General features: G+C 47.7%; 6 protein-coding genes. 4 read left to right on the top strand and 2 right to left on the bottom strand.

From position 1 onward, the window contains the following. Positions 1 to 109 (bottom strand): transposase (locus tag COO59_RS20720; RefSeq protein WP_133158576.1); only part of this gene is annotated, 109 nt, incomplete at its 3' end. Between the two features lie 67 nt (positions 110 to 176). Then, positions 177 to 968, bottom strand: a complete 792-nt coding sequence (locus tag COO59_RS15270) for a toll/interleukin-1 receptor domain-containing protein (RefSeq protein WP_240614145.1) — start codon at positions 966 to 968, stop codon at positions 177 to 179. Between the two features lie 215 nt (positions 969 to 1,183). On the opposite strand from COO59_RS15270, the gene COO59_RS15265 reads away from it, so the two are divergent. The 4 genes from COO59_RS15265 to COO59_RS15250 are packed head-to-tail and all read left to right on the top strand — an operon-like array spanning position 1,184 to position 8,562. After that, positions 1,184 to 2,890 carry a class I SAM-dependent DNA methyltransferase gene (locus COO59_RS15265; RefSeq protein WP_103060627.1) on the top strand — a complete coding sequence of 569 codons (1,707 nt, stop codon included), beginning with the start codon at positions 1,184 to 1,186 and terminating at the stop codon, positions 2,888 to 2,890. Further along, entirely contained in the window at positions 2,880 to 4,223 is a 1,344-nt protein-coding gene (locus COO59_RS15260) for a restriction endonuclease subunit S (RefSeq protein ID WP_103060616.1), read from the top strand. The genes COO59_RS15265 and COO59_RS15260 overlap by 11 nt, the downstream gene beginning before the upstream one ends. Next, positions 4,216 to 5,412, top strand: a complete 1,197-nt coding sequence (locus COO59_RS15255) for a DUF4268 domain-containing protein (protein WP_103060615.1) — start codon at positions 4,216 to 4,218, stop codon at positions 5,410 to 5,412. Before COO59_RS15260 ends, COO59_RS15255 begins: the two co-directional genes overlap by 8 nt. Before the next feature lie 15 nt (positions 5,413 to 5,427). Then, the gene (locus COO59_RS15250) at positions 5,428 to 8,562 is read left to right on the top strand and encodes a type I restriction endonuclease subunit R (RefSeq protein ID WP_103060614.1); all 3,135 of its coding nucleotides are present in this window, start codon (positions 5,428 to 5,430) and stop codon (positions 8,560 to 8,562) included. Positions 8,563 to 8,583 lie beyond the last annotated feature (21 nt).

Genomic DNA, 8,583 nt, shown 5'->3' with positions numbered 1-8,583 from the left:
AAAGACCAACATCCATAGCCTTAGCAGCGTCAGAGACGGTGTAATTTTGATCAACAACCAGCTGAGCGGATTCGCGTTTGAATTCAGGACTGAAATTTCTTCTTTTCATTGGGGCACCTGTATTGTTCTGAGGTGAGCATATCACCTCTGTTCAGGTGGCCAAATTCAGTAAACCACTACAAACCGATATCGCCCATACCCATATTGCGCCCACTATTACGCCAGATTGCGCATTGACCGACTTTGCTCCCGCCCATGTAGACCGCGCAAGTGAAGGCGTCTGCATCACGCTGTTGAAAATCGACCTCTAACCCGGCATGGCGTTTTTTGAGTTCAGTCAGCGATCCTTCAAAGTAACGGGCGACATATTCAAAACCATCACGGCAGGCACGATCCTTATCAAGGTCGGTAAAACACTTTGGCAGCGAAAGATTGCTGGAGCGAGGAGCCCAAACGGTATCCGTTGCCTGGAACATTGGGTTCTCTGGTGCAGGGGAAGGGGCATAAGTACTCTGCTGCGGTTTCTTCGCTTCCATATTAGCAATGGCGCGGGAGACTGCGTTGACGACCTGAACGTAGCCTTCATCATGGCTGGCAAACTTGGTTATGGGTTTACCATCAACGGTCGCCGCCATAATGCTGCCGAACGGTAGCTGATGCCAAGCACACTCCCTTAAGATGACCGGAATGACCACCGCCTCGCCCCGTTTATGCCGCTCCAGAGCGTTGGTCATTTCTACCTGATAGCAATAATCAGAAGCAATGAAATCACTGCTAATCAACAACAGGATGATATCAGCCTGAGAAAAGTAGTGATCTATTTGGTTCTCAAACTCTTGTCCTGGAATGATGCGACGATCATGCCATGTCGTGATCTTGCCCATGCGCTTCAGGGGGGAAAGATGCTTCTCAAGCTCATTGCGCAGCGCTTCGTCTGCATGAGAATAGGAAAAAACGAGAGTGGTCATAGCGCGTAAGATGCTCCGGTAGGAAAATGAAAAACACCGTTATTTTGCGCCTATAAGTGTTAAAGAGTCATCCCCCCTTGCCACTAGGTATTGATGCGGAAATCAGCCCTTCATCTTGGTATCGAGCTGACGTCAGGGTATGATCCTTGGTACTTTCCCTGATTTTACTCAACCTGGATACCGAACCAGGCACAGATGATTTTTTTGAGGTTTTGATGGACAACGCTGAACAGCAATTTCTGAACGATCTGGATACTAAGTTCTGGAAAGCCGCAGACAAGCTACGCGCCAATATGGACGCGGCCAACTACAAGCATGTGGTTCTGGGGCTTATCTTTCTGAAGTATGTTTCAGATGCCTTTGACGCCCGTCAAAAGGAACTGAAAGGGCTGTTTGAAGACAAGTCCAACCCGGACAACATTTACGCGCTTTCTCGTGATGATTACGGCACGGAAGAAGCGTACCAGCAGGCGATCGCAGAAGAGCTGGAAGTTCAGGATTACTACACCGAGAAAAACGTCTTCTGGGTGCCCAAACTGGCTCGCTGGGAAACGCTTAAAACCAATGCTGCTTTGCCTGTAGGTACGGTTCTGGGGAAAGACGATAGCGGCAAAAATATCATCATGACGTCAGTATCAAAGCTGATAGATATCGCTCTTGACACTATCGAAAACAGCAACCCGAAACTGAAAAACATCCTTAACCGTATCGGGCACTATCAGCTTGGCAATGACCTGTTAATCAGCCTAATTAACGTTTTCTCCGATACCAGTTTTAGCGAACCTAAATACAACGGTGTGAAGCTCAATCTGAAGAGCAAAGATATTCTCGGTCACGTTTACGAATATTTCCTCGGTCAGTTTGCGCTGGCGGAAGGCAAACAGGGCGGCCAGTATTACACCCCAAAAAGCATCGTCACGCTGATTGTTGAAATGCTCCAGCCCTATAATGGCCGCGTTTATGACCCTGCGATGGGTTCTGGCGGGTTCTTCGTGTCCAGCGATCGCTTTATCGAAGCGCACGCTGATGAAAAGCATTACAACGCCGCTGAGCAAAAGCGCAATATCTCCGTCTATGGGCAGGAATCTAACCCTACTACCTGGCGTCTGGCTGCGATGAACATGGTGATTCGCGGTATTGATTTTAATTTCGGCAAACAAAACGCTGATACGTTCCTGAACGACCAGCACCCGGATCTACGTGCCGATTTTGTTATGGCTAACCCACCCTTCAATATGAAAGAGTGGTGGAATGCGAAGCTGGAAGATGACGTCCGCTGGCAGTACGGCACACCGCCACAGGGTAACGCCAACTTTGCCTGGATGCAGCACATGATCCATCATCTGGCCCCGAAAGGTTCGATGGCACTGTTGCTAGCAAACGGATCGATGAGTTCCAATACCAACAGTGAAGGTGAAATCCGCCGGGCGATTATCGAGGCGGATCTAGTGGAGTGTATGGTCGCGCTGCCTGGGCAACTGTTTACCAACACCCAAATCCCGGCCTGTATCTGGCTGCTAACCAAAGATAAATCGGGTGGTAACGGCAAAGCGCACCGTAAAGGTGAAGTGTTGTTTATCGACGCTCGCCAGATTGGCTTTATGAAAGATCGCGTATTACGCGACTTTTCGTCGGATGATATCAGCAAGATTGCAGATACTTTCCATGCCTGGCAGACGGATAAAGATTATGAAGATGAAGCTGGTTTCTGCTTTGCTGCCACGCTGGATGATATAAAGAAAAATAATTTTGTCCTGACGCCAGGGCGCTATGTTGGTGCTGCTGAGCAAGAAGAAGATGATGAATCGTTTGTAGATAAGATGTCGCGTTTAACAACCCAGCTTAAAGAACAACTATTGGAAGGTGTGGAACTGGAGAAGCAGATTAAAACTAATCTGGAAGGGTTGGGATATGAGCTTTAGTTTCTATAAAACAAAAATTGGTGAACAAGTTATTTTGCAGAGAGGCTTCGACATCACCAAAAAAGATCAAGTGGAAGGAAATATCCCTGTTGTTTCTTCTGGAGGTATATCCAGCTATCACAATGAAGCAAAAATTTCAGGTCCTGGAGTCGTATTGGGACGAAAAGGAAGTCTTGGTACAGTATTCTATATTGATGGTCCCTATTGGCCGCATGATACAACTCTCTGGGTTAAAGACTTTAAAAATAACAACCCAATTTTCGTTTATTATTTCTTTAAAAATATTAGTCAGTTATTGAAAGATATGGATGTTGGTGCAGCAAATCCGGCATTGAATCGCAATCATGTTCATCCACTTGAAGTTTTTTGGGCGGACAGGAAAATTCAGGATCACATCGCTGGTATTTTAGCTTCACTAGATGCAAAAATTAATAATAATACGAAAATAAATCAAACGCTCGAACAAATAGCACAAGCCCTGTTCAAAAGCTGGTTTGTTGATTTTGAACCGGTAAAAACCAAAATCACGGTGCTGGAATCGGGTGGTTCGCAAGAAGAGGCGACGCTTGCTGCCATGACGGCGATTTCCGGGAAAAGTGCTGACGCGCTGGCGATTTTTGAGCGTGAGCACCCTGAGCAATATACTGAGTTAAAGGCCACAGCAGAACTGTTTCCGTCTGCAATGCAGAAAAGTGACTTAGGTGAGATTCCAGAAGGATGGGCTATTGACAATTTGGGAAAAATTATCGAATTCAACCCAAAAAGAATATTAAAAAAAGGAATTAATGCTCCGTATCTTGATATGAAAAATGTTCCTGTTAAAGGACATTCAGTACAAGAAGTTGTTTTTCGAGAAGTAACTAGTGGCACAAAATTTAAAAATGGCGACACTCTCTTGGCTCGCATAACACCTTGTCTTGAGAATGGAAAAACTGCATTTGTAGACTTTCTATCCTCTAATGACACAGTCGGTTGGGGATCAACTGAGTTTATTGTGATGAGGGTAAAACGGGATCTTCCTTTATCTATAAGTTATTTTATTGCCCGCTTAGAATCCTTCAGAATAACGGCCATTCAAAGTATGCAGGGGACCAGCGGAAGGCAAAGGGCTGATGCAGGAGTGCTTCAAAATATGCCATGGGTAATACCTCCTGACGAATTATTAGTGAAATTTGGTAAGTTTAGTAATTTTGTCATTGATAATAATCGGGTAAAGCACAATCAAAACACACTGCTTTCACAGCTACGCGATACCCTACTCCCCAAACTCCTGTCCGGCGAAATCACGTTACCGGAAGCCGAGGAAATAGCCAAGGAAGCTGACTATGTTTAAAGTTGATCAGCCCAGCAATAGCCTGCAACCGCTCCAGGAAACTACCTTTACTAACGCGGGTTTCACCGAACGCTATCACTTGCAGGAATGGCTGGCGAAGCATCCGCAGGCATTGACTCGCAACAGTGATGATGAACTACTTATCATCCAGAAAGAGTTTGCCGGGTTTGACGACACCAAAGAGCGGCTTGATCTACTGGCGATCGACAAAGACGGTAATCTGGTGATCATTGAGAACAAACTTGACGATTCCGGTCGTGATGTCGTCTGGCAGGCGCTGAAATATGCGGGTTACTGTGCGAACCTGCGCAAAGAACATATCGTAGAGATCTTCCAGCGTTACCTCGATCAGAACGAACCAGAAGAAACGCGTCCTGCGGCTGACGTGTTGGCTGAATTTCTTGAGCACGATAGCCTGGAAGAGGTGCAAATTAACCAGAATCGTTCACAGCGCATTATGATGGTCGCAGCAAATTTCCGCAAAGAAGCAACCAATACCGCACTCTGGTTAATGCAGTTCAATATTCGCGTACAGTGCTTTAAGGTAACACCTTACCGTTATGGTAACGATGTGTTTATTGATATCAAGCAGGTTATCCCAACGCCGGAAGCGGAATCTTACATGATCGGTATGGCGCAGAAAGAGGCTGAGGAGCAGTCCACGACTGGAGAATCCAAAGCTCGCCACCATTTACGTAAGGCGTTCTGGACCCAGGCTCTGGAGAAATTCCGCGTTAGCTCATGTTCACTCTACAATAATATCAGCCCGTCAACCGACCACTGGTTAAGCGCAGGTTCTGGCATCAGTGGCGTTTCGTACAATCTTATCTTCAGCAAAAAAGAAATTAGGGTTGAGCTTTGGATTGCCAAACCGTCAGCACAAACCAATACATTCGCGTTTGACTGGCTTCATGAACGCAAATCCGCTATCGAAAATCGCTTTGGGCATGAAATTGTTTGGCAGGCCTTACCGGATAAGAAATCCTGTCGTATTACTTACAGAAAACCCATCAATGGCATCGCAGATCAGGAAAAGTGGCCGGAGATGGTCGACTGGTTGGTAGAACATATGACGGCATTTGAAAAAGCCTTTTCAACATGTCTACCGGAACTTAATCAGTTGATTAAGCGAACCTTTAACGGGCATGATGAAGCTGAAATTATCACTGAAGAAGCCGAACACGTTTAACACAGGACGTTACCGATGCTAACCGAAGACGACTTAGAACAGCTTTGCCTGGGGTGGTTTGCCGAACAAGGCTGGGAAATTCATCACGGGCCGGATATTGCTCCTGATGGTAGTAACCCGCAACGCGCCAGCTATCATGATGTATTCCTGACACCCGTGTTGTCCTCCTGCCTGCAAAAACTCAACCCGCATCTGCCCGCAGACGTCTTCGAACAGGTTATCTCCCGTATTACTCGTGCTGAAAGCCCGGATCTGATTGCCAGTAACAAAGCCTTCCATCACTGGCTGCTGGAAGGTGTACCGGTTCAGTACCGCCGCGACGAAGAACTTATCCACGATCACGCTCTGCTGGTGGATTTTAACCAGCCGCAAAACAACCGTTTTATGGTGGTCAATCAAATGACCATCAGCGGAACGAAACAACCTCGTCGCCCGGATATCATCTGCTTTATTAACGGACTACCGCTGGCGGTTGTGGAGCTGAAAAGCCCCATCGACGATAAAGTAGATATCTGGGATGCCTACCACCAGTTACAGACCTATAAAGATGAAATTCGCGATTTGTTTATCAGCAATGAAGCGCTGATTGTCAGCGATGGCTATCTGGCACGTGTGGGGTCCCTGACGGCTACGGAAGAACGTTTTATGCCGTGGAAGACCATCAGCAATGAAAATGATAAGCCTCTACTGGAATGGCAACTGGAAACTATGGTGCGGGGGTTCTGTAACCGGGAACTGCTGCTCGACTATATCCGTTACTTCGTTTTGTTCGAGAACAACGATGAAAGGCTGATTAAAAAAATAGCCGGTTATCACCAGTTCCACGCGGTGCGCGAGGCCGTGCAGGCGACAATTGTCGCTGCTACCGGTAAGCAACTGGCCCTGCACAGCAACATTCAGCCTGGCAGTAATAAAGCAGGTGTGGTCTGGCATACACAGGGTTCCGGTAAAAGCATCTCCATGTGTTGTTATGTCGGCAAACTGCTACAACAGCCGGAGATGGGCAACCCAACGATTGTGGTCGTGACCGATCGTAACGACCTGGACGGTCAGCTTTACGGTACGTTTTGTCAGGCGCAGGAACTGCTCAAACAGATGCCGGTGCAGGCAGATGATCGCGAAGCACTGCGTGAACTGCTTGCAACCCGCGATGCCGGCGGCATTATCTTTACTACCGTGCAGAAGTTCTCACCGGAGGAAGGGGAAAACGCCCATCCGATACTCAATGGGCGCAGTAACATCGTTGTTATTTCCGATGAAGCGCACCGCAGCCAGTACGGCATGAAAGCTAATCTGGACCGGGAAACCGGCGTCTATAAATACGGTTACGCTAAACATATGCGTGACGCGCTGCCCAACGCCTCGTTTCTGGGATTTACTGGAACACCGGTTTCGGCAGAGGATCGCGATACCCGCGCTGTATTTGGCGATTACGTCTCGATTTACGATATTCAGGATGCGGTGGACGATGGCGCAACAGTGCCTATTCACTACGAATCCCGGCTGGCGAAACTCGATCTCAATCATGAAGAACTGGCGGCGCTCTCCGATCAGGTTGATGAACTGATTGAAGATGATGAGTTGGAGCTGCGTGAAAAAACCAAAGGTGAATGGAGCCGTCTGGAGAAACTGGTTGGTGCTAAACCTCGTCTCCAGCAGGTTGCCGCTGATCTGATTTCCCACTTTGAGAAGCGCAATACCGTAATGGACGGCAAGGCGATGATTGTCGCGATGAGCCGAGAAATCTGCGTCCATCTTTACGATGAAATTATCGCGCTACGCCCGGAGTGGCACAATGACGATCCTGAAAAAGGACAAATCAAAATCGTGATGACCGGTACAGCGTCCGATAAGGCAATGCTGCAACCGCATATCTACAACAAGCGAACTAAAAAACGACTAGAGTCACGCTTCAAGAATGTGAACGATCCGCTGAAGCTGGTTATCGTGCGCGATATGTGGTTGACCGGCTTCGACGCCCCCTGCTGTCACACCATGTATATCGACAAGCCGATGCGCGGCCATAACCTGATGCAGGCCATTGCCCGCGTCAACCGGGTATTCAAAGATAAACCCGGCGGGCTGGTGGTGGATTACATCGGTATCGCCAATGAACTGAAACTGGCGCTTAAAACCTATACCGATGCAAACGGTAAAGGTGATGCGACCATTAATGCTGAAGAAGCGCTGGCAATCATGCTGGAAAAGCTGGACATCATCCACGGTATGTTTGCCAAAACAGCAACGTCAGCGGGTTTTGATTATACCGGATTTGAGGCGCACGCGCAGAAGCTGCTGGTGCCGGTTGCAAACTATATGCTCGGCCTTGAAGACGGTAAGAAGCGTTTTCTGGATAACGTACTGGCAATTACTAAAGCCTGGTCACTTTGCTGCACGCTGGATGCGGCGCAGCCTTATAAACTGGAGATTGCTTTCTTGTCTGCGGTGAAGGCCGCTATCAGCAAATTTACCAGTGTGGACAAAAAAATAAGCCAGACCGAGAAGAACTCCGCGCTAAAACAGATTCTGGATAATGCCGTAATTGCTAATGGCGTGGATGATATTTTTACGCTGGCCGGGCTGGATAAGCCCAATATTGGCTTACTTTCTGATGAGTTCTTGCAGGAAGTCCACGATATGCCATATCGTAACCTGGCGGTAGAGTTGCTGGAAAAACTTATTAATGATGGTATCCAGTCCCGCACGAAAAATAACGTGGTGCAGGAGAAGAAGTATTCGGAACGTCTACAGGCGGTATTGATTAAATATAACAACCGGGCTATTGAGACGGCGCAGGTGATTGAAGAGCTGATCCAGATGGCGAAGGATTTTCAGTCCGCAATGGAACGTGATGATGCTCTTGGCCTGAATCCTGACGAGATCGCCTTCTACGACGCACTGGCAGAAAACGAAAGCGCCGTTCGTGAGTTGGGGGATGAGGTACTTAAGAAACTGGCGATAGAAGTTACACTGAAGCTGCGGCAATCCACAACCGTGGACTGGCAGGTACGTGAAAGTGTACGTGCAAGACTGCGTATCCTGGTTCGCCAGACTCTGCGTCGATACAAGTATCCGCCCGATAAAACACCGGGGGCGGTGGAGTTAATTTTAAAACAAGCGGAAGTTATTTCGAATCACTGGACGATGTAACATCGTGAAAATTTCTGTCAG

Source organism: Mixta theicola (assembly GCF_002895925.1).
GTDB classification, from domain to species: domain Bacteria; phylum Pseudomonadota; class Gammaproteobacteria; order Enterobacterales; family Enterobacteriaceae; genus Mixta; species Mixta theicola.
This window is presented reverse-complemented; position numbering and strand designations above follow the sequence as displayed.

Excerpts from the sequence above, each read along its gene's own strand:
- COO59_RS15255 (WP_103060615.1), top strand. The coding sequence starts at position 4,216 with ATGTTTAAAGTTGATCAGCCCAGCAATAGCCTGCAACCGCTCCAGGAA.
- COO59_RS15265 (WP_103060627.1), top strand. The coding sequence starts at position 1,184 with ATGGACAACGCTGAACAGCAATTTCTGAACGATCTGGATACTAAGTTC.
- COO59_RS15270 (WP_240614145.1), bottom strand. The coding sequence starts at position 968 with ATGACCACTCTCGTTTTTTCCTATTCTCATGCAGACGAAGCGCTGCGC.
- COO59_RS15260 (WP_103060616.1), top strand. The coding sequence starts at position 2,880 with ATGAGCTTTAGTTTCTATAAAACAAAAATTGGTGAACAAGTTATTTTG.
- COO59_RS15250 (WP_103060614.1), top strand. The coding sequence starts at position 5,428 with ATGCTAACCGAAGACGACTTAGAACAGCTTTGCCTGGGGTGGTTTGCC.